A 21,257-nucleotide genomic window follows, 5' to 3' on the forward strand; every position below is an offset into this window, starting at 1 on the left:
GCGATGAAAGCCTTCACCTACGAGCGGCCTTCCACCGTCCGCGACGCGGCGCGGCTCGCGGCTGACCGGCCGAATGCCAAGTTCATCGCCGGCGGCACCAACCTGCTCGACCTGATGAAGCTCCAGGTCGAGACGCCGGCGACCCTGATCGACGTCAACCGGCTGCCCCTCGACAAGGTCGAGGCCACGCCGGAGGGCGGCCTGCGCATCGGCGCGCTCGTGCGCAACTCCGATCTCGCCGCCGACCCGCGGGTGCGGAAGGATTACGCGGTGCTGTGCAAGGCCCTGCTCGCGGGCGCTTCGGGGCAGCTGCGCAACAAGGCCACGACCGCTGGAAACCTGCTCCAGCGCACGCGGTGCTACTATTTCTACGACACGTCGAAACCCTGCAACAAGCGCGAGCCCGGCTCGGGCTGCTCGGCGATCGGCGGGTTCAACCGCATCATGGCGGTGCTCGGCACCAGCGATGCCTGCATCGCCACCAACCCCTCCGACATGAATGTCGCGATGCGGGTCCTCGATGCCAGCGTCGAGACGCTGTCGCCGAACGGCGCGACCCGCGCGATCCCGATGGCACAGTTCCACCGCCTGCCGGGCGACACCCCGCAGATCGAGACCGCCCTGCAGCCGGGCGAGATCATCACGGCCGTGACGCTGCCGAAGCCCGTCGAGGGCCTGCACGTGTATCGCAAGGTGCGCGACCGCGCCTCCTACGCCTTCGCCACGGTCTCGATCGCGGCCGTCATCGGCAAGGCGGACGGCAAGATCACGCAGGCGCGGATGGCCTTTGGCGGCCTCGCGCACAAGCCGTGGCGGGTCGAGGCGGCCGAGGCCGTGCTCGCCAAGGGCGGCAGCGCCGACGACGCCGCGGATGCGGTCCTGGACGGCGCCCGCGGCTACGGCACCAACGACTTCAAGATCCCGCTGACCCGGCGGACGCTCCGCGCGGTGGTGACTGACGCCACCCGGACCTGACCGTCCACGCTTTCAGGATGAATGCCATGGAGATGAATCAACCGGTCGGGAAGACGCCGCTCGATGACAGGCCCGACGGCCTCGTCGGACGGCCGATCGACCGCATTGACGGCCGCCTCAAGGTGATGGGCCGCGCGCCCTATGCCTACGAGACCCGAGAGGTGAAGAACCCGGCCTACGGCTTCATCGTCGGCGCGACGATCGCCGCCGGCACGATCCGCTCGACCGATACCGCCGCCGCCGCGAAGGCACCCGGCGTCATCCATGTGATGACCCACGAGAACGTGCCCGAGCAAGGGGAGAAGAAGGAGCAGGTCTGGCCGCAGCTCGCCGGGACGAACATCGGGTTCTTCGATCAGCCGGTGGCCTTCGTCGTGGCCGAGACCTTCGAGCAGGCGCGCGCCGCGGCCAAGCTGGTGAAGGTCGCCTACGACGTCCGGGCCCCGAAAGCCTCGCTGCGGGCGGCGCTGCCCCAGGCGGTCGAGCCGAAGAAGCAGCAGACCAACCCGGATTCGAAGCTCGGCGACTTCGACGGCACCTTCGCCGCGGCCCCGGTCAAGCTCGACGTCGAGTACACGACGCCGACGCAAATCCACGCGCAGATGGAGCCGCACGCGACGATCGCCTCGTGGGAGGGCGACAAGGTCGTGCTCTACACCGCCAACCAGATGCTGAACCGCGGGCAGAAGTCGCTCGCTTCGGTGCTGAAGCTGCCGGTCGAGAACGTGCGTCTGGTGAGCCATTACATCGGCGGCGGCTTCGGCTCGAAGCTGCAGCCGATGCCGGAGGCGACGCTCGCCGCGCTGGCTTCCAAGGCGATCCAGCGCCCCGTGAAGGTGGCCCTGACCCGGCAGCAGGAATTCCACGTCGCGACCCACCGCACCGATACGATCCAGCGCATCCGGCTGGCCTCCGACCGCGACGGAAGGCTGACGGCCCTGTCCCACGAATCCTGGTCCGACACGGCACAGGGCGACGAGTTCTACGAGACCTCGGCCAACGTCACGCGCTCGCTCTACGCCGCGCCGAACCGCATCACGCGCCATCGCCTGGCCAAGCTCGACCTGCCGATCGCGTCCTCGATGCGTGCGCCCGGCGAGGCCGTCGGCATGCTCGCCTTCGAATGCGCCATGGACGAGCTCGCCGAGCAGATCGGCCTCGACCCGATCGAGCTGCGAATCCGCAACGAGCCGACGCAGGACCCGGAGAAGCAGGTGCCGTTCACCGTGCGCCAGCTCGTGCCGTGCATGCGCGAGGGTGCCAAGCTGTTCGGATGGGACCGCCGCAAGGCGGCCGGCACGGTGCGCGACGGCAATTGGATGGTCGGCATGGGCATGTCGGCGGCGGCCCGCCTCAACCCGCTGATGCCGTCCTCGGCGTCGGTGAAGCTCGGCGCCGACGGATACCTGACCGTGCGGATGGCGATGACCGACATCGGCACCGGCACCTACACCATCCTCGCCCAGATCGCCGGCGAGATGATGGGGCTCCCGGTCGAGCGCATCCGCGTCGAGATCGGCGACACCGCCTATCCGGCGGCGGCCGGCTCCGGCGGATCGTTCGGCGCGGGCTCGGCCGGCTCGGCCCTCTACGTCGCCTGCGACAACCTGCGCAACAAGCTCGTGGCGGCGACCGACCTCAACCCGGACGGCGTCGTCTTCGCGGACGGGCGCGTCACCTCGGGCAACCGCTCCGAAGCCCTGATCGACCTCGCCGGGTCGAGCGGCGTCGCGGCGGAGGGCGAGATCAAGCCCGGCGCGCTGAAGGAGAAGTTCTCGCACTACTCGTTCGGTGCGCACTTCGCCGAGGTCGGCGTCGACCGCGACACCGGCGAGATCCGACTGAGGCGGATGCTCGGCGTCTTCACCGGCGGCCGCATCCTCAACGCCAAGACCGCCCGCAGCCAGGCGATCGGCGGGATGACCTTCGGCGTCGGCGCGGCGCTGATGGAGGATGCGGTGATCGACCCGCGCACCGCCACCTACGTCAACCACGATCTCGCCGAGTATCACGTGCCGGTCCACGCCGACATTCCTGCTATGGACGCGGTGTTCCTGCCCGAGCGCGACGACAAGGCCAACCCGCTCAAGAGCAAGGGGCTGGGCGAGCTCGGCATCTGCGGCGCCGGCGCGGCTTTGGCCAACGCCGTCTACAACGCCACCGGCATCCGCATCCGCGACTATCCGCTGACGCTGGACAAGGTGCTGAAGGGCTTCGAGGAGCAGGAAGGCCGCGCGCCGCGCCGGGCATGACGCCAGGGAGTGGTTGACGGCGGCCTCGCCCATGGACATCCCGCGATGTGCCAACATCCGGGAGCCACGCCATGGTGTCCGCCGACCGCCATCCCCCGAGCCGCTTCAACGCGGCGCGCTACTGCCTCGGCGAGAACGTGCGGGCACGGCCGGACAAGACCGCGCTGATCCTCGTCGGCGCGGGCGAGGCGGTCGAGACCCTCACCTTCGCCGAGGCCGACCGCGCCGTCCGCGGAATCGCGGCCGGGCTCCTGGCCCGCGGATTGCGCCGCGGCGACCGGGTGATGATCCGCATGGGCAACGAGGCCGACTACGTCCTCGTCTACTTGGCCGCGCTCGCCGCCGGCCTCGTCGCCCTTCCCTCGTCGCCGCAGCTGACGCCGGCCGAGGCAGCCTTCCTGATGGAGAACTCGGGTGCGGCGGCGGTCGCCATCGGCGGCGGCTGCGTGGTCGATCCGGCGGCTCTCGGCGACCGCATCCTTCTCGATGCAGCGGCCATCGCCGCGATGAAGACCGAAGCGCCGCTCGCCGACTACGCGGACACCTCCGCCGACGACCCGGCGACCCTGGTCTACACCTCCGGCACCACCAGTCGACCGAAGGGCGTGCTGCACGCCCACCGCGCGGTCTACGGCCGCCGGCCGATGCTCGAGCACTGGCTCGGCCTTTCGGAATCCGACACGATGCTGCACGCCGGCACGATGAACTGGACCTACACGCTCGGCGTCGGCATCACCGACCCGTGGTCCGTCGGCGCGACCGCCGTGCTGTACAACGGGCCGCGCGACCCGTCCGTCTGGCCCCGGCTGATCGCGCGCCATCGCGCCACGATCTTCGCCGCCGTGCCGAGCCTGTATCGCCAGATCCTCAAGTACGGCGACCCGGGCAGCCACGACCTGTCGAGCCTGCGCCACGGCTGCACCGCCGGCGAGGCGCTTCCCGCGGACGTGCTCGACGCCTGGACCGAAGCGACGGGAAAGCCGCTCTACGAGGCGCTCGGCATGAGCGAGATCTCGACCTACGTCTCGACCGGGCCGACGATCGCGCAGCGCCGCGGCTCGCCGGGCAAGCCCCAGCCGGGACGGCGCGTGGCGATCCTGCCGGTCGAGGGCGCACCCGAGCCGGTGCCGGGCGGCGAGACCGGCCTGCTCGCGGTCCACCGCTCCGAGCCCGGCCTGATGCTCGGCTACTGGAACAGGCCCGACGAGGAGGCGCAGGTGCTGCGCGGCGACTGGTTCGCCGGCGGCGACCTCGCCCGGCTCGATGCCGACGGCTATCTCTGGTTCGAGGGTCGCAACGACGACCTGATGAACGCGATGGGCTACCGCGTCTCCCCGAACGAGGTCGAGGGCGCGCTGATCGCGCATCCGTCCGTCGCCGAAGCCGGGGTCGCCGAGCTGGCCGTGCGCGCCGACGTCTCGGTGATCTGCGGCTTCGTCGTGCTGCAGCCCGGCGCCGAGCCCGACGCGGACGCGCTGATCGCGTGGTGCGGCGAGCGCCTCGCGGCCTACAAGCGCCCGCGGGAGATCCGCTTCCTCGACGCCCTCCCCCGCACCGCCAACGGCAAGGTCCAGCGCAAGCGGCTCGCCGCGGCGGCCGGGGCTTGAGCCGCGTGTCCGCGATCCCGCCGAACGGCACGAGCACCCTGCCGATCTCCGTCTTCATCATCGCCCGCAACGAGGCGGACCGCATCGGCGCGACGATCCGTGCGGTGCGCGACCTGACCGACGACCTGGTGGTGGTCGATTCCGGCTCGACCGACGGGACGCAGGCGCTGGCGGCCTCCCTCGGCGCGCGGGTGATCCACAACGACTGGCCGGGCTACGGCCCGCAGAAGCGCTTCGCCGAGGACCAGTGCCGCCACGCCTGGCTCCTGAACCTCGACGCCGACGAGGTGGTACCGCCCGACCTCGCTGCCAACATCCGCGCCTTGTTCGCCGCCGGCGAGCCCGAAACGCCCGCCTGGCGCATCGCCATCGCCGAGATCTTCCCCGGCGAGAGCCGGCCGCATCGCTGGGCCTACGCCCTGACGCCGGTGCGGCTCTACCGCAAGGATCGCGGGCGCTACTCGCCCTCCCCGGTCCACGACCGCGTGGCGCTTGAGCCTGGCGTCGAGCCCGGACGGCTCAAGGGGGTGATCCATCACTTCTCGGTGCGCTCGCTCGGCGACCAGCTCGACAAGCTCAACCGCTACTCCGACCAGCAGGCCGACGACCTCGAAGCCCGCGGCGTCGCGATCCCGAGTTGGCGCGTGTTCGTGGAGCTGCCCGGCAACTTCCTGAAGGCCTATTTCGGCCGCCGCCACTGCGTCCGCGGCGTCTACGGCTTCCTCACGGCGATGAACTACGCGATCTCGCGCCACCTGCGCATCGCCAAGCACTACGAACGCCGAAGGGCCTCCGCCACGCGCCAAGCCCGCGACCCGCTTGACCGCCCCGGCCCGACCTCTTAGAGCCGACGACGCTGGAGACGTGGCCGAGCGGCTGAAGGCACTCGTTTGCTAAATGAGCATACCCAGAAATGGGTATCGAGGGTTCGAATCCCTCCGTCTCCGCCATTTACCTGCGTAGATCGGTGGTGTGTGGTTTTCCGGGTTGTCGGACCCGTTGAGGTCGCTTCGTGTGTCCAGCCGACGTGGTCATTTGGGGGTCGGTAAGGACCGCCAAGGACACGCGTCGTGCTGGGGCATCCCCTTGGGCACACTGATGCCCGGGCTGGACTTTGCCCGCGATCCACATACCCACCGGCAAGCAGGTCACGACCCTGCCCCGCGGCCTGCACGGTGAACGGGCGAACCTGTACCTCGCGGTGCGCCCCGGTCGAACCTTGCCGCGAGCACATGGGGGTGCACGTGACCACCCAGGGCCTTCGCGCGGCCTTTGGACTTGGGCCGGCTCAGCCACGTTCCACAGGTGGAGTCGGCCGGGGAGGCCTTGGGTCATCTGGTCGACGACGCGACCGAGCGCGCCTACGATCGTAAGCCCTAGCTTGAAAACCGCGCCGGCTGAGGGCGGATTGGGTGGACCATCTCGCCGGCTTGCTCACGCCGCTAAAGAACCCCTTGGTCATTCAGGACGCCGCAGTCCCGCAGCAGGTGGTTGAGGAGATGCGGTCCTGCTGGGCGCGCTGTTGAGGCTGAGGAGACCCGCCGCGCAGGGTACGACGGGGGCAGGCCTTCTGGACGTTCCACCCGTCGAGACGCCGGGTCATCCCGGCGAAGCTTGGCAGCACGATGCTGCGGTCTACCCATGCTCAAAGAAAACGATAAATATCGACAGCGATCGAGCCACGTTGACCAATCGCGCCGCGTGCTGCCAAGCATCAGATCCTCGCGAACCGCGCCGCTTGGAGGCGCATCAGCCCTAGATCGGCCACAAGGTCGAAGCTGTCGGCGCGGTCGGAGCAACTCAGGCTCCGGGAGGATCTGTCGCTGAAGCAACGGAGCATTCCTTCATCTCGGCATGCCTAGCAACAGTGATCGTTCACTCGGTAAAATCTCTTCCCGGGTCTGTGCGCTCGGCAGGAACTACAGACCCAGCACTTCAAGGCGCCGCATGACAATGACGTCCGCGCTCGCCGATGAAAAAGCAGGGGGTTTGGTACAAAGGCGCGCGCCGACGATCGAGCCCGAGACGGACCGTCGGGCTGATCGGTAAGTTGCTTCCGCGAGATTGCTGCTTGGCCACAAGGCCGAGGCGGCGGATCAATTGTCCCAGGATCGAAGCCCGCACACCAGGACCGTTACCCCACGGATCCTGCGATGATCAGGGACAGCGTGAGCTGATCCGTCGGATCGTCGGTGAAAGCTCTGGCCACCGCCGGACCGATCAAGGCGCAGCCGGCACCGCAGACGATCGCGACTGTCTTTGAGGTCATCGCGCACCTCCTCGGAGGCCGATCGCATGTCGCGATCACTGATCCTGTCGTCCACGCCCGCCCAGAAACGGGGGAGAACCTGAGCATGGGGGCGTGGACGGTCGATCCTCGGACCGACACAAAGGTAAGCCGGGGAGAGGTCTTTCGTTCAGCCCGGCGATCAGATGCCGCGGCCTCTCGGATCGTCAGTCATCTGAAGATAGACCGAGGCTGACTGCTACCGCCTTTGCCACCCGACTCCAGCGGTGGCCAGCGGCAGCGCCGACCGGGTGATTGTGCCGGGGACGCACGCGTCGTCGGGAGCGGCGGCGACTGTGTTCAACGGTGCGCCTCCGAGATCGAGGCTCATGCCGCGCTAGGGAGAACACCGTAGGCATCAACCGGATAGTCCGGTGGCCGGCAGCAGCTACTGTTCCTCCCGTGCCGAAAGACTCAGGTCAGGAGATCGCGATGCGAGCAGTCGTTTATAATGGCCCGCGCGATGTTGCCGTGCAGAACGTTCCTGACGCGCAGGTCGAGCGGCCGACCGACGTGCTGGTGCGGATCACGAGCACCAACATCTGCGGCTCCGATCTGCACATGTATGAGGGCCGGACTGACTTTCCACGCGGCGGCGTGTTCGGGCACGAGAACCTCGGTCAGGTGGCGGAGGTGGGGGGCGCCGTCGATCGGGTGAAGGTCGGGGACTGGGTCGCCATCCCGTTCAACATCGGCTGCGGCTTCTGCAAGAACTGCGAACGCGGCTTGAGCGCGTTTTGCCTGACCACGGCGGATCGAAGCGTCGTACCGAACATGGCCGGCGCTGCGTACGGCTTCGCCGACATGGGCCCCTATCGCGGCGGGCAAGCCGACCTCCTGCGCGTTCCCTACGGCGACTACAATTGCCTCAAGCTGCCGCCGGACGCCGAGGAGCGGCAGAACGATTACGTGATGCTGGCCGACATCTTCCCGACCGGCTGGCATGCCACCGAGCTCGCCGGGCTCCGTCCGGGCGAGTCGATCGTCATCTACGGGGCCGGGCCGGTCGGCCTCATGGCGGCCCACGCGGCGATGATTAAGGGCGCCTGCATGGTCATGGTCGTCGATCGCCATCCCGACCGCCTGCGCCTCGCAGGCTCGATCGGCGCTCTGCCCATCGACGATTCCAAGGGCTCCGCGGTCGACCAGGTCCTTCAGTTGACGAACGGCATCGGCGCCGACCGGGGCTGCGAGTGCGTCGGCTATCAAGCGCACGACCCGGAGGGCCACGAGCACCCCAACATGACGATGAACGACCTCGTGAGGTCGGTGAAGTTCACCGGCGGCATCGGCGTGGTCGGTGTCTTTGTGCCCCAGGATCCGGCCCCTCAGGACCCGCTCTACAAGCAGGGCGAGATCGTTTTCGACCACGGCCTGTTCTGGTTCAAAGGACAGACGATCGGGACCGGCCAATGCAACGTGAAAGCCTATAACCGGCAACTGCGCGACCTGATCTCGACCGGTCGCGCGAAGCCGTCCTTCATCATCTCGCATGAGCTGCCGCTGGGTGAGGCACCGAACGCCTATCAGCACTTCGACGCTCGCGACGACGGCTGGACCAAGGTGGTCCTCAAGCCGGCCGCGTGATCCGCCGGGGCGGGCGGGCAGCGGCTCGCCCGGCTAATCCGCCGTCTCGCCGGACGGGCTCGAGCGTGAGGACGCCATGCCGATCTACGAATACGCGTGCGAGATATGCGGGCCGTTCACCGCGATGCGGCCCATGGCGCAGTTCCTGGACGCATGCCCGTGCCCGGAATGCGGCGCCGGGACGACACGGGCATTCCTCAGCGCACCGGCCATCGCCAGCAGCAGCCCGGGTGGCCGGGTCCCCTACGCGGCCACCGAGCCGGGCGCGGCCTCCCCGCGCCGGGCGTCGGCTGCCCATCCGGTCGGCTGCGGCTGTTGCGTCCGCCGCATGCCAATGCCGGCCGCCCTGTCCACGGGCGGACGGGTCTTCACGGCGCATGGGTCGATCCGGCGGAGCCGGTAGTCGCTCCCGCACGAGGCTGCACCCATCGCGCGCAAACCCGATCCGACGGAGGTACGAACATGGCTTCTGACACACTCGATGGCCTGAAGGTCGCGATCCTGATCACGGACGGCTTCGAGCAGGTCGAGATGACCGAGCCGCGCCGGGCGCTCGACCAAGCCGGTGCCGAGACCCAGATCGTCTCGCCCAAGGACGGCCAGGTGAAGGCCTGGAAGTTCACGGAGTGGGGCGACGAGTTCCCGGTCGGAATGTCCCTGAACGGCGCCCGGCCCGACGATTACGACGCGCTGCTGCTGCCGGGCGGCGTCATCAACCCCGACACGCTCCGGGCGATCCCCGCGGCAGTCGCGTTCGCGAAGGCCTTCTTCGACGGGGGCAAGCCCGTGGCCTCGATCTGTCACGGCCCATGGACCATCATCGAGGCGGGTGCTGCGCGCGGGCGGCGCCTGACCTCCTGGCCCTCGCTCCGAACCGATCTCAGGAACGCAGGCGCGGACTGGGTGGATGAGCAGGTCGTGGTGGACGGCAACCTGGTCACCAGCCGGAAACCCGACGACATCCCGGCGTTCAGCCGCGCGGTGATCGAGCTGTTCGCGAGCGCATGCGGGAACGCACGAGCCGCGTGAGCGGAGACGAGAACCTTCAGCGGCTCGCTTCGGCGTTCCCGCATGGCCGGCGGCCGAAGTGGGCCGAGGCGCGTGCGTGACCAGGAACTGTCGCGCTGGCCGGGCTCGCCGGACACAAAGACCATCGCGCTGCCCCGGGGAGACTGCCGACGCGATGCCGCGAGTTAACGGCGTGGACCAGTCCCACTCTGAGCTCGCCGCTGCCGCAGACGGACGCCGCAGCTTCGGACCAACGCCAGGCCCAACGCGCATTGTCGCGACATCCTGGCGGAGGTCGTTCGTGAAAGCTCCAGGGACGCGACCGGATTGCGATGGCCGCACCGAACGTATCCTTCTGAATCCGTGATCGCGGAGGAACTCATGCGCACCACCTCAGGCCGAGAGCCTTCGACAAAGCGAAACCTTCGGGCCGCGAGCGGTCCTGAGAGCGGACAGATACCCCTCGGCCCGGCGGTCTTCACCCCTGACATGGTCCAGGCCATGAGCGAGGCCTTCGATCAGGCCTGGACCGTGATGCTCGCCACGGACGGTCAGGGCACGAGGAACCATGTCGCAGCCGATACGCGGCGTCGACTCGCCCTGGCGATCGTGCACGCCGCCCGACGGGGCATGCGAGACCGCGATCAGCTGATCGAAAGCGCGCTCGGAAACCCTTTCCTTCTGGGATGGACGGGGAGGTCGGCGATCCACTGAGCGAGGATGAGGCTATGGAAACCCGCAGGAGAGACAAGCCGCTCCCCCATCGATCGGGTATCGAAGGCCGCGGGCGCGCGATCCCCGTGAGAGCTTCGGAGGTTCAGTAACGCGCCGGCTGCTCCGCAGGAGCCCTGCATCGAGGGAATCGGTTCCGGCACGGAAGCGTGCGAGTCCATCAGGACCAGGACGCCCCTGAAGCGCGGCAGGGGCCGAGCTGGTTCGGATCCTCCGTGAGAGCCCCCATATCCGCCTGACGCGTTGTCCGACCCCAGACTTCAGGCCTGTCTAAGGGACGGCGGCTCTGGAACCGCGAGGAGAATCACTGTGCCGACGGACGCCACCGCGCGAAGTCTGGGCTCTTCGTCGAAAACGTCGGATCCTGCGCCCGACGCATCGGCGAATCCGACATTTCGCGAGGCACCGCAAAGTCCGTCCCCGTTCGTCTCCGTCCGCGGCGCGCGCGAGCACAACCTCAAGGACGTCGACGTCGACATCCCACGCGATGCGCTTGTGGTGTGCACCGGGGTGTCGGGGTCCGGCAAGTCGTCGTTGGCCTTCGGCACGATCTACGCCGAGGCCCAGCGACGCTACTTCGAATCGGTCGCTCCCTACGCCCGGCGACTGATCGACCAAGTCGGCGTACCGGACGTGGACGCCATCGAGGGCCTGCCGCCCGCCGTCGCGCTCCAGCAGCAGAGGGGCACGCCGAACTCGCGATCCTCGGTCGGCAGCGTGACCACGCTGTCGAGCTTCGTGCGCATGCTCTACTCGCGCGCGGGCAGCTACCCGCCCGGCCAGCCGATGCTCTACGCCGAAGACTTCTCGCCCAACACCCCGCAAGGCGCCTGCCCGCGCTGCCACGGGCTCGGCCGCCTCTACGATGCCACCGAGGCGACGATGGTGCCGGACCCCTCGCTGACGATCCGCGAGCGAGCGGTCGCGGCCTGGCCCCAGGCGTGGGGCGGCCAGAACCTGAGGGACATCCTGGTGACGCTGGGTTACGACGTCGACGTGCCCTGGCGCGACCTGTCTCGCGCGGACCGTGACTGGATCCTGTTCACCGACGACCATCCCACGGTGCCCGTCTACGCTGGCCTGAGCCCGGAGGAGACGCGGCAGGCCCTGAAGCGCAAGCGGGAGCCGGACTATCAAGGCACCTTCACCGGCGCTCGACGACACGTCCTGCACACCTTCGCCAACTCTCAGAGCGCGCTCATGCGCCGAAGAGCGGCGCAGTATCTGGTCAGCGAGCCGTGCCCGACCTGTGAGGGGAAGCGCCTCAAGCGCGAGGCCTTGTCCGTCACGGTGGCGGGGCACGACATCGGTGTCCTCGCGGCGATGCCGATCACACGGCTCGCCGATGTTCTCTACCCCCTCTCCATTGGGACGATCCCCGAGGAGGCTGGCTGCACCGGCCATAGGCTGGGACGCTCCACCGTCCGAGCGGCGGCAGCGGAGCGGGTGGCGGCAGGCGGCTCGGCGCATGCCGGTGCGCCGGACGTGCGAGGCACGCCGAACCTGTCGATCGAGAAGCGTCTGGCCGCGCAACGTCTCATCGCCGACCTCCTCGACCGAATTGGCGTGCTGACCCGGCTCGGGCTCGGCTACCTGTCGCTGGACCGCATCACCACGACACTGTCGTCGGGCGAGCTGCAGCGGCTGCGCCTCGCCACTCAGTTGCGCTCGCAGCTCTTCGGGGTCGTCTACGTGCTCGACGAGCCGTCGGCCGGCCTCCACCCCGCGGACGGCGCGGCATTGGTCGAGGCACTGGACGACCTCAAAGCCGCGGGCAACTCGCTGTTCGTCGTCGAGCACGACCTGGAGACGATGCGGCGCGCCGACTGGCTGGTGGACGTCGGTCCCGACGCGGGCGAGCATGGCGGCGAGATCCTCTATAGCGGTCCGCCGGCCGGCCTGGCCTCTGTGATGGCGTCGCGAACGAGGCTGCACTTGTTCGCCGGCCACACGCCCCTCGCTCGGCCGCGGAGGGCCGCCTCGGCGTGGCTGCGCCTCGAGGGCGTGACGCGCAATACCGTGCATGATCTCGACGCCGCCTTCCCGCTCGGCTGCTTCACCGCCGTGACCGGCCTCTCGGGCTCGGGAAAGTCGAGTCTGGTCAGTCAAGCACTGATCGAACTGGTCGGCGAGCGGCTTGAGCAGGCGATGACGGCCGAAGACGCGGACGCGTCGGCGATCGAGGACATGCCGGCCCGGACGAACGGGCGCGTCGCGACGGGGATGGAGGCGGTTCACCGGCTCGTCAAAGTCGACCAACGGCCGATCGGCCGCACGCCGCGCTCGAACCTCGCCACCTATACCGGCCTGTTCGATCATGTGCGCCGGCTGTTCGCGGCGACGCCCGAGGCGCGCCGCCGTCGCTATGACGCGGGGCGCTTCTCCTTCAACGTCGCCAGGGGCCGATGTCGCACCTGCGAGGGCGAAGGCTTCGTCAGCGTGGAGCTCATGTTCATGCCGAGCGTCTACGCGCCGTGCCCGACATGTCATGGGGCGCGGTACGCGCCCAAGACCCTCGAGGTGCGGTGGCATGGCCTCTCCATCGCCGACGTGCTGGGGCTGACCGTGGCCCGGGCATGCGAGGTCTTCGCAGAGGAGGCGCCGGTCCTGCGGTCCCTGACGGTGCTGGACGACATCGGTCTGGGCTACCTGCGTCTCGGCCAGCCGGCGACGGAGCTTTCGGGAGGCGAAGCCCAGCGCATCAAACTGGCCACCGAGCTTCAGCGCGGCCAGCGTGGCGCCACGCTCTATGTGCTCGACGAGCCGACGACCGGCCTGCACCCGACCGACGTAGACCGCCTGCTGGGTCAGCTGAACGCGCTCGTCGACGGGGGCAACACCGTCGTGGTGGTCGAGCACGACATGCGCGTGGTCGCACAGGCGGATTGGGTGATCGATCTGGGACCTGGCGCGGGCGCCGACGGCGGCATGATCGTGGCGAGCGGGCCGCCCGAGGTTGTGGCAGCGAACGAGGCGAGTCGAACCGGGCCTTATCTACAGCGCGAGCTTGACGTGCGATGAGCATGCCCGATGCACCTGCACTCCGGTCGTCGCTTCCAGTCCTCAGCCGACCGGCGGTCTCGAAGCCACGGATCGTGGTCGATCGATCTGACGTCAATCGAGCCCGCACGCTGGCCTGAAGCGCCACGAAAGGACGCAGCACCGGCATCGGGCGGCGGACGGTTGGTGCGCCCGGATTTCCCATTGCGACGTTTCGGACCCACGCTTGCCTCGCAGGTACGGCGCAGGAACCCAGACGAACGCGCATTCAGAAAGCTGCGAAACCTCGCTCGATGACAGCCCCGGTTCCCGACGCCGGAGCCGACAAGCCCGATCCGCTACGGCTGTTGCGCCGGTGGACGGGATGAACGGGATCGGCGCAAAGGCAAGAAGGCGATCGAAGGTTACGCGAGGACAGAGACAAATATCGAGACATTCTATCCTAAATAACATAAGTTAAATTCTTCGCATTCGATCACTCGAGAGTGCATTTAAGTTGCGCGCAAGGAATTTGCACTCAAGATTGAGTAGTGTTTTTTCTTTACTGGAGGATGAATATACCCTAGAAACCGCGCAGATGGAGAGCTGCCCGGCGTGGCTTTCGGGGATTGCGGAAAGTCCCTCGCCCTTTGGCCCGCCGGCCTCGAAAAGGCTGACGCGAGGGTGGCCCAGCAGAAGCTAGATAGAGCAACCGGCGAGCCGACTGCGCACCCGACGGGTGCTGATGGATACCTGGACCGTCCGGGGGGGGCACCGCGGCTCGATACTTTGTTCGCCGCGCTCGTCCGGCAGTCGCGCATGTTCATCGGCATCGCCGACACGGACCTGAAGCTGACCTTTCTCAACGAAGCCGCTCGCGAGATGGTCGGCCTTCGACCCGACAGCGACGTTTCGAACATCGCGATTCCCGACCTGTTCCATCCGCTCGACCAAGCCGTGATCCGAGACGTGGCGCTGCCGATGCTGGCGCGGGACGGAGATTGGGAGGGGGAGGTTCGGTCTCGCCCTTTCAGCGACGACGTCGGAACGACGATTCAATGCCGTGCCTTCGCGCTCTACGACGAGCGCGGGATCTTCATCGGTGCGGCGGTGACCGGCCTGGATATCTCCGCCCGGAAGCTGACCGAAGCGCGCCTGCGCGCCAGCGAAACACGGCTTCAGTCCGCCATCGACCTCGTCGAGCTCTCGCCCTACTCTTGGGATCCACGAACCGGAGCGCTCGATTGGGATGCGCGCCTCAAGGCGGTGTGGGGACTGCCGCCGGATGCGCCTGTCGATGAGGAGATCTGGCTCTCCGCCATCCACCCGGACGATCGCCTGAACGTCGAGGCGGCGGTGGCGCGCTGCACGGACCCGACCGGCGACGGTGTCTACCACATCAAGTATCGCGTCATCGGCATCCGCGACGGCGTCGAGTGCTGGGTCTCGACGCATGGCCGGACCGGGTTCGAGCACGGTCGGCCGGTGTCGTTCATTGGTACGATCGTCGACATCACGGATCAGATGCGTGCCGAGGCGGCACTCCTGGAAAGCGAGCACCGGCTTTCGGCGACGCTGGCGCAACTGCCGATCGGGGTCGGCCTCGTGAAGCAGGACGGCAGCATCATGTTGGCGAACCGCGCACTCGGGCGCTACGCGCTCGAATGGATACCCTCCGCGGATCCCAAATCGAGCGAGCGTTGGCGGGCCTACGCACCGGATGGACGACGGATGACGCCGGCGGAATATCCGGGGAGCCGAGCCCTGCGCGGTGAGACCGTCGTTCCCGGACTCGATTTCATCTACACGGCTCCGGATGGTCGGGAGTGCTGGACGCGTGTCAGCGCAGCGCCGTTCAACGATGTCGATGACGCGATCAACGGCGCCATCGTCGTGGTGCAGGACGTCGATCGCGAGAAGCGCGCAGAGACAGATCTGCGGATCAGCGAGGAACGGTTCCGGCGCTTCGCCGAGCACTCGACGAACGTGCTCTGGCTCGCCGATCTCGAAAGCGGGCAGCTCGACTACCTCAGCCCGGCTTTCTCGCAAGTTTGGGGCATGCCCATCGAGAGCATGAAGGATGTCGCGAGCTGGCTCGCCAGCGTTCATCCCGAGGATCGCGACGGAACAGCACGGGGATTGGAGCGTGCCAGCGGTGGGGAGATGACGGTCCTGAAGTACCGCATCGTGCGCGCCTCGGACCACGCCGTCCGGCGCATCCGTGATACCTTCTTCCCCATACCGAACATCGACGGGCACATACGGTTTGCAGGCGGCATCGCCCAGGACATCACGGCCGACGTCGGTTCGCGCGTCTACGTGATTGCACCCAAGGACCACACGCGACACGATCTTGTCGGCACTTTGCAAGCCGATGGATACGAGGTCCGGGCCTTTGCGAACGGCGAAGCCTTCCTCAGCGTAGCGGGCGCTCTCCTGCCGGGCTGCGTCGTGATCGACCTGACGGATGTCGACGATCTGGCCGTAGCGAACGCGCTCAGATCCTCGCGTTCGCACCTGCCCATCGTGGCGATCGGCCGGAGTGGTGGAGACATCGGCCTGGGGGTGCGCGTCATGAAGGCGGGTGCCGTCGATTTCCTCGAAGTGCCCTGGGTGCCGGAGGCGCTCTCGTTCGCGGTCAGGACGGCACTGGCCGGAATCCGCGTCACGGAGGAACGCACGGATGCGCGCGACGAAGCGCGGGCCCGCATCGCAGCGCTGTCGCGACGAGAGCATGCCGTGCTCGAGGGCTTGCTTGCGGGCGGCACCAACAAAACCATCGCCCGCTCCATGGGCTTGAGCCCGCGGACGGTGGAGATCTATCGCGCCCGGGTCATGGAGGCGTTGGGCGCGCGCACCTTGCCGGAAGCGGTTCTCATCGCATCGGCCGCCGGCGTGCAGCCCGCCGACAAGCCTCACGAATAAGCTCGATGGCCCGGCTCGTATGGAGCGACCGGGCCACCGGTGGGCAGGCCGGTGCCGAGCGGCGAATGCGAAAGGTACGCGGCTTCGAACTCCGCGAGCTCATACAGCCGTCGGGGTGCAAGGATCTGCAGATGACGCCTGTTCAGCGCGATCAGTCCATCCCGGCGTAAATACTGGATCGAACGGTTGACGTGCACGCTCGACAGACCGAGAGCGTCCGCGAGATCGACCTGTGTCAGCGGCAGGTCGTAGTGGCCGTCCGATGCCTGCCCGATCGATCCGAGCCGCTCCATCAACTCGCACAGGAGATGCGCCATGCGCTCGATGCTCGAGCGCATGCCGAGACTGGCGATCCACTCGCGCGCCATCGCCTCCTCGACAAGCTTCGCGCGCTGCAGCGCGAGTGCCAGCCGGGGATGCTGCCCGAGCAGGTCGAGATACGTCGCGCGCGGGATCTTGGCGACACGGCATTGGGTGAGGGTCTCGATGGCGTGGTCGAGCGGATAGGCGTGGACGGCACCGCGATCGCAGTGATCGCCGGGGAGGAGAAAGGAGACGATTTGGCGGCGGCCGGACATGCGGCGCTTGTGACGGCATGCGAACCCGTCGAGGATGACGAGCGCGTGGTCAGCGACGCATCCCTGATCGAGCAGCATCGTGTGCCGTTCCACCGGCCGGGCATAACCGATCAGCCCGTCGATCGCCGCCAGATCCTGCAGCGTGAGGGGGATGAGACCCGCGAGCCTGCTGGCGAAGGTGCAGGGGCCGCCGTCATGTTCCTCCTCGCGCGAATGCCGCGGCACACGAGCCGCCGGAGTTACGACGGGATCGAACGAGGTGATTTGGGCGAGGATATTCATCGGGCTTCCTTCGGAACGGCCGGCCCTACCCTCCCGCTGCCTCGGCGAAGGCACATCCGGCCACACCCTTAGGGCGTTTCCTATCCGTGTGCCGCGATGTCCGTGGGGCGGTAGGCCATCGCAAGGGCGAGCCGCGCGATGTGCGGGGACCATCGTGCGCGCAGTTCGAGGTAGGCGTTAGCGGCCGTCTCGTCCCGAACGACCGCGATGCCTTCTCTGGCGAGCCGGGCGGCCGACCTCTCCCAATCGCCACGCCACCGTCAACGCTCGACGCTGCTTGCCGGGATCGCCTCGGGGAGATCGCTTGCAAGAAAGGCTGTCTCGAGGGTGACAGCTAACATCCGGGCGACCCGCCACAGCGCCTCGACCGCCGCAGCCTCCTTCAGCCAAGATGCGTTCTCGTCCGCGAGCGTGCTCCGGATCAACGATACCGCGTCCAGCACGAGATGGGCCTGGGCCGAGATCGAGTAGTACGGCTGCCGGAACCGGAAGTAGAACAGCACCGGATAGAAGTGGTGCGCCTCCTTCATCGCGCCCATCGCCCCGCCGAGCGCGACAAGATGGCTGTAGCCGGCGCTGAACTGCCCGCACGGCCCGAGCCGCGCCAGCATCTCGCCCGCGTCGGACGTCTCCCCCAACAGGAGGTGAAGCTGCAGCCCGAGCGCGTTGCGCTCTCGAAGGGCACCGTAGACCTGCATGACGTAGGTCAGGACCAGCGAGGTCACCGACATCCCGACCAGGGAGTTCGCCAGATAGACGAGGCGATAGGCGTCGGTCGTCGGCCGGAAGTCGCTGGCGCCGACGATCGCGATGCTGCTGCCCCCCGCATAGAGCGCGGCCACGAGGTTCGTCGGCGTCGGGCCGCTGCTCGCCTGGACTCCAGTGCCGAGCCCAGGGTGGATGATGAGGCCCGCACCGAGGGTCAGGCCGCCGGCCCAGAGCAGGACGTAGAGGACGAGGATGGTCGGCCCACAGAAGGACAGCACGATGCCGCGTTGCGGGCCGGCCGCCTCCGCGACGCGGCGCAGGACGCGCCACGCGAGATGCGCAGCCCGCTCGGCGAGCAGCCCGGTGCCGATGCGGGCGTAGAGAACGGTTAGGAAGACGTCGAGGAGGACGATCCCCATCACGACGGCGCCGGCCGTGCCTTCGAGGACGGGGAGCATACGCGAACCTTTCGGGCCGCCCTGCGTGGCGAGGACGCCGTTCCCATCGCGAACCGGGGGCTGCCGACGTCGTTCCGCGGATATGTCCTTAGGACGATGCCTATCGCGGCTGCGTCGGCGCCCGGAGATCGGGGCTCGGGCTTGCGGGTGCCCCCTGCCGAGGGCCGGACGGGGCTTCCCGCCGATAGTGCCTGTCGACGGCGGTCCAGAAGGCGATCTTCAGCTCGGGACACCGCCGCTCGAGCACACCCTCGATGGCCGCCCGAGCCTCGCGTGCGCAGGCATCCGTGTCGGCTTGGAAATGCCCGTCGCTCACGTCGATCCTCCGCGTCGAGGGCGGCGGGGCCACCCCTGCAGCCGTCAGTGTGACGTGCCCCGCCTCGCAGGACGATCCGGGCACTCCCTTAGGGACCTTTCGGACCCGGCCCTCGCGTGCCCCGCCGTCGTACCCCTCCATCCCGGGAAACCTGCCAGCATCGGAGGTTCCCTAGGGGATCGTCCGCAGGAACGGGGCGTGGTCGCCCTGGTTCGTCCCTACGTCCATGAAAGGAGGTTCATCATGGTGCTGAAGCATCTCTTTCTCACGACGACTGTCCTCGCCGCCGTGGCGGGCGGCTATGCTCAGGCTCAACAATCCGCGGTCAGCAACCAGCGCGTGGCCCAGGACCAGCCGGATGGTCAGGGCACGCAGATCTACGTCAGCTCGGCGGGCGTGCGGCAGGTCCAGCAGGCGTTGACCCAGAAGGGCTACAGCACGGGCACCGTGGATGGCCGTTGGAACCCGCAGACCGCCTCGGCAGCGCGCAGCTTCCAGCAGGCGCAGAACATGGAGCCGACCGGGTCCCTTACCATCCCGCTCGTCTATGGTCTCGGCCTGGAGCAGGACATCATCCTCGGCAACGCCGGTGGACGCAACGGCCAGGGCGGCCAGGCCGGCGACCAGGGAACCAAGCAGGTCGACAATCAGCGCATCGTGGTCGAGCGCGCCGACAGCCGCGGGACGCCGCTCCATGTCAGCCCGGCCGGCGTCAGGCAGATCCAGCAGGCGCTGAACCAGCAGGGCTGGAACACCGGGCAGGTGGACGGCCGATGGGGGCCGGCGACCGTGCAGGCCGCGCGCAGCTACCAGCAGTCGCAAGGGCTGGAGCCGACGGGACGGCTCGAAGTCGGCCTGATCGCCGCCCTCGGCCTGACCGACCCGATCTTCTCGGCCGGGCATGGCACGGGCCCGCAGGCCGCCGGCGTGGCGCGCCCGCAGCCGAGCCAGGCGTCCGGGCCGGGAGGTGATCGGCAGGTCGACAACCAGCGCATCGCCCTGGAGCGTGCGGACAGCGCCGGCGAGCCGCTCTGGATGAATTCCGACGGCGTGCGCCAGATCCAGCAGGTGCTGAACCTGCGCGGCTACGCGGCCGGCCACCTCGACGGCAACTGGAACAACGACACGACCATCGCCGCGACCCACTTCCAGCAGGCGCAGGGGCTCGAGCCGACCGGCACGCTGACCACGAACCTGCTCGCCTCGGTCGGGATGCCGAACTGGCAGCGCGGCGAGTTCCTGGGCGGCATGACGGCCAACGCGAACGCCCCGGGTAATCCCAACCCGCAGACGACCGGATCAACCTCTCAGGCAGGGGGCGCCGGAACTCCGACGCGGGCCAATTCTGCCGGGCAGGGCAGCGGCCAAACGCAAGACGCGTCGGGCACGCGCTAGCGTAGCTCTGCCATAAGGTTCCCTCCGATCACCGTCGATCACCGGCCCGGAATTCAGACCGGGCCGGTGCTCCCGAGAAACTTGGGAGCGTGCCGCCTCAACGTCGATCTCGGGCGTGATGTGGCCTCAACCCCTCACGGGCCAAGGCGCTTCGCCCGACCCGCCGTCCGCATCGCGATCGCGGTGCGACATGGTTCGGGATGGGGCGCTCGGAAGCAGAGACGAGTGGCCGGAACCGTCTCCGCTGCGTAGGGCCGCAAGTTTTCTCGTAGCGGGCACCACGATCGTTCCGCCCAATATTCGATCCATCTTCAACATGTCCCGGTTCGACAAGATTTGATCGAGATAAACAACGCGTTTCTGCGACCCAGCAACGTTTCGACCCGCGATATGGGGTCGTTCCCCGCTTTCGAGGTGCGCCATGACCTATGGGCAGGATGGATTCTCCCGACGGGAGCGGGGCGAGCGGGCAGCGCGTACGCACGCGGCGGAGGACCCGTGGTTGGGACCCGGCCGTCGGCAAGGCCGACAGGACGCGTCCGGCGGTCTTTCCACCCCGGGCCTCATCGGGCTTGCCCTCGCGGCCGCGGCCGGCGTCGCCGCGATCGGCGTGCTCGGTGCGCAGCGGAGCGCGTCCGGGGGACGAACCGGAGGCGATCCGAACCGAGGGTCCGCAGCTTGGCGAAAACCGGAGATCGAGCGCTCGATCACGATCGAGGATGTTCCCGCCGATGAATTGTACCGCCGTTTGCGCGAGCCCGAGACCTTGCAGCGGATCATGGCGCCCTTTGCGGCGGTCGAGACCACGGGCGACGGACAGACGCGGTGGAGCGTTGGGCACGATCTCGGCTCCTGGGACATGCGCCTGACGGACGACCGGCCCGGCGAAGCCCTCCGCTGGGAGGCACAAGGCGACGATGCCCTGATCCGGGACGTGTCGGTGCGCTTCCGCGCCGCCGGCAGCCGCGGCACGGTGGTGGCTCTGCACGTCAGCCTCGATCCGCCCGGCGGCATGCTCGGCCGGATCGCCACCCAGATGCTCGGCGACACCCTTCCGGCGTCGCTGGCGAGCAAGTCGCTCCACTACTTCAAAGCCCTCGTCCAGACCGGCGAGATCCCGACCACCGAGCGTCAGCCCGCGGCTCGACCCGACCCTCGCTGACCAGGA

Annotated in this window: 14 protein-coding genes and 1 tRNA gene; 13 read left to right on the forward strand and 2 right to left on the reverse strand. The window is 68.3% G+C overall.

Features of this window, described 5'->3' with window-relative positions; all coding sequences use genetic code 11:
* Window positions 1–3: 3 nt before the first annotated feature.
* From MKK55_RS16540 to MKK55_RS16585, 11 genes are all read left to right on the forward strand, one after another.
* Window positions 4–975 carry an FAD binding domain-containing protein gene (locus MKK55_RS16540; RefSeq protein ID WP_243936466.1) on the forward strand — a complete coding sequence of 324 codons (972 nt, stop codon included), beginning with the start codon at window positions 4–6 and terminating at the stop codon, window positions 973–975.
* 26 nt (window positions 976–1,001) lie between these two features.
* Window positions 1,002–3,227: a xanthine dehydrogenase family protein molybdopterin-binding subunit gene (locus MKK55_RS16545; RefSeq protein ID WP_243936468.1), complete on the forward strand. Its 2,226-nt coding sequence runs from the start codon at window positions 1,002–1,004 to the stop codon at window positions 3,225–3,227.
* Between the two features lie 71 nt (window positions 3,228–3,298).
* On the forward strand, window positions 3,299–4,834 hold the full coding sequence (locus MKK55_RS16550; RefSeq protein WP_243936470.1) for an acyl-CoA synthetase: 1,536 nt from the start codon (window positions 3,299–3,301) through the stop codon (window positions 4,832–4,834).
* Entirely contained in the window at window positions 4,831–5,679 is an 849-nt protein-coding gene (locus MKK55_RS16555; RefSeq protein WP_243936472.1) for a glycosyltransferase family 2 protein, read from the forward strand. The genes MKK55_RS16550 and MKK55_RS16555 overlap by 4 nt, the downstream gene beginning before the upstream one ends.
* A gap of 13 nt (window positions 5,680–5,692) precedes the next feature.
* Window positions 5,693–5,784 (forward strand) — tRNA-Ser (locus MKK55_RS16560).
* Window positions 5,785–7,553: 1,769 nt separating this feature from the next.
* Window positions 7,554–8,708, forward strand: coding sequence for a glutathione-independent formaldehyde dehydrogenase (locus MKK55_RS16565; RefSeq protein WP_243936474.1), 1,155 nt, complete (start codon window positions 7,554–7,556; stop codon window positions 8,706–8,708).
* 76 nt (window positions 8,709–8,784) lie between these two features.
* The gene (locus MKK55_RS29355) at window positions 8,785–9,111 is read left to right on the forward strand and encodes an FmdB family zinc ribbon protein (protein ID WP_409566077.1); all 327 of its coding nucleotides are present in this window, start codon (window positions 8,785–8,787) and stop codon (window positions 9,109–9,111) included.
* Between the two features lie 59 nt (window positions 9,112–9,170).
* Window positions 9,171–9,737 (forward strand): type 1 glutamine amidotransferase domain-containing protein, encoded by a 567-nt coding sequence (locus MKK55_RS16570; RefSeq protein WP_243936475.1) that lies wholly within the window; start codon window positions 9,171–9,173, stop codon window positions 9,735–9,737.
* 480 nt (window positions 9,738–10,217) lie between these two features.
* Window positions 10,218–10,430 (forward strand): hypothetical protein, encoded by a 213-nt coding sequence (locus tag MKK55_RS16575; protein ID WP_243936477.1) that lies wholly within the window; start codon window positions 10,218–10,220, stop codon window positions 10,428–10,430.
* Window positions 10,431–10,757: 327 nt separating this feature from the next.
* Window positions 10,758–13,469 (forward strand): excinuclease ABC subunit A, encoded by a 2,712-nt coding sequence (locus MKK55_RS16580; protein ID WP_409566078.1) that lies wholly within the window; start codon window positions 10,758–10,760, stop codon window positions 13,467–13,469.
* Between the two features lie 642 nt (window positions 13,470–14,111).
* The gene (locus MKK55_RS16585) at window positions 14,112–16,352 is read left to right on the forward strand and encodes a PAS domain S-box protein (RefSeq protein WP_313898970.1); all 2,241 of its coding nucleotides are present in this window, start codon (window positions 14,112–14,114) and stop codon (window positions 16,350–16,352) included.
* On the opposite strand, the gene MKK55_RS16590 is transcribed toward MKK55_RS16585, so the two are convergent.
* Together MKK55_RS16590 and MKK55_RS16595 are read right to left on the reverse strand one after the other, a co-directional pair.
* Window positions 16,343–17,212: a Crp/Fnr family transcriptional regulator gene (locus MKK55_RS16590; protein ID WP_243936481.1), complete on the reverse strand. Its 870-nt coding sequence runs from the start codon at window positions 17,210–17,212 to the stop codon at window positions 16,343–16,345. The two genes, MKK55_RS16585 and MKK55_RS16590, sit on opposite strands and share 10 nt — an antisense overlap.
* A gap of 260 nt (window positions 17,213–17,472) precedes the next feature.
* A complete protein-coding gene (locus MKK55_RS16595) occupies window positions 17,473–18,378 on the reverse strand; it encodes a two pore domain potassium channel family protein (protein WP_243936483.1) in 906 nt (301 codons plus the stop codon).
* A 514-nt stretch (window positions 18,379–18,892) separates the two neighbouring features.
* Between MKK55_RS16595 and MKK55_RS16600 the strand changes: the two genes are divergently transcribed.
* Together MKK55_RS16600 and MKK55_RS16605 are read left to right on the forward strand one after the other, a co-directional pair.
* On the forward strand, window positions 18,893–20,089 hold the full coding sequence (locus MKK55_RS16600) for a peptidoglycan-binding protein (RefSeq protein WP_243936484.1): 1,197 nt from the start codon (window positions 18,893–18,895) through the stop codon (window positions 20,087–20,089).
* A 778-nt stretch (window positions 20,090–20,867) separates the two neighbouring features.
* Window positions 20,868–21,251 carry a hypothetical protein gene (locus tag MKK55_RS16605; RefSeq protein ID WP_243936486.1) on the forward strand — a complete coding sequence of 128 codons (384 nt, stop codon included), beginning with the start codon at window positions 20,868–20,870 and terminating at the stop codon, window positions 21,249–21,251.
* Window positions 21,252–21,257 lie beyond the last annotated feature (6 nt).

Origin of the sequence: Methylobacterium sp. J-059 (assembly GCF_022829485.1) — a bacterium.
GTDB lineage: Bacteria > Pseudomonadota > Alphaproteobacteria > Rhizobiales > Beijerinckiaceae > Methylobacterium.

Bases quoted from the DNA above. Each gene is read 5' to 3' on its own strand.
- MKK55_RS16540 (WP_243936466.1), top strand. From the start codon at position 4: ATGAAAGCCTTCACCTACGAGCGGCCTTCCACCGTCCGCGACGCGGCG.
- MKK55_RS16545 (WP_243936468.1), top strand. From the start codon at position 1,002: ATGGAGATGAATCAACCGGTCGGGAAGACGCCGCTCGATGACAGGCCC.
- MKK55_RS16550 (WP_243936470.1), top strand. From the start codon at position 3,299: ATGGTGTCCGCCGACCGCCATCCCCCGAGCCGCTTCAACGCGGCGCGC.
- MKK55_RS16565 (WP_243936474.1), top strand. From the start codon at position 7,554: ATGCGAGCAGTCGTTTATAATGGCCCGCGCGATGTTGCCGTGCAGAAC.
- MKK55_RS29355 (WP_409566077.1), top strand. From the start codon at position 8,785: ATGCCGATCTACGAATACGCGTGCGAGATATGCGGGCCGTTCACCGCG.
- MKK55_RS16570 (WP_243936475.1), top strand. From the start codon at position 9,171: ATGGCTTCTGACACACTCGATGGCCTGAAGGTCGCGATCCTGATCACG.
- MKK55_RS16575 (WP_243936477.1), top strand. From the start codon at position 10,218: ATGAGCGAGGCCTTCGATCAGGCCTGGACCGTGATGCTCGCCACGGAC.
- MKK55_RS16590 (WP_243936481.1), bottom strand. From the start codon at position 17,212: ATGAATATCCTCGCCCAAATCACCTCGTTCGATCCCGTCGTAACTCCG.
- MKK55_RS16595 (WP_243936483.1), bottom strand. From the start codon at position 18,378: ATGCTCCCCGTCCTCGAAGGCACGGCCGGCGCCGTCGTGATGGGGATC.
- MKK55_RS16605 (WP_243936486.1), top strand. From the start codon at position 20,868: ATGGCGCCCTTTGCGGCGGTCGAGACCACGGGCGACGGACAGACGCGG.